The organism is Virgibacillus sp. 7505 (genome assembly GCF_002272135.1).
Taxonomy (GTDB): domain Bacteria; phylum Bacillota; class Bacilli; order Bacillales; family Amphibacillaceae; genus Terribacillus.
Genome location: NZ_NPBF01000114.1, coordinates 1 through 321 on the forward strand (window position 1 = coordinate 1; position 321 = coordinate 321).

Here is a 321-nt window from a genome sequence, read left to right on the forward strand (position 1 = left end):
TGTATAGGATAAGTCCTCGACCGATTAGTATCAGTCCGCTCCACGTGTCGCCACGCTTCCACTTCTGACCTATCAACCTCATCATCTCTAAGGGGTCTTACTGGCTTACGCCATGGGAAATCTCATCTTGAGGGGGGCTTCATGCTTAGATGCTTTCAGCACTTATCCCGTCCATACGTAGCTACCCAGCGATGCTCCTGGCGGAACAACTGGTACACCAGCGGTATGTCCATCCCGGTCCTCTCGTACTAAGGACAGCTCCTCTCAAATTTCCTACGCCCGCGACGGATAGGGACCGAACTGTCTCACGACGTTCTGAAC

The 321-nt window shown here is 53.0% G+C and carries 1 rRNA gene; it reads right to left on the reverse strand.

The features are described 5' to 3' along the window. Positions 1 to 4: 4 nt before the first annotated feature. A 23S ribosomal RNA gene (locus tag CHH91_RS18165) occupies positions 5 to 321 on the reverse strand; the annotation flags it as partial.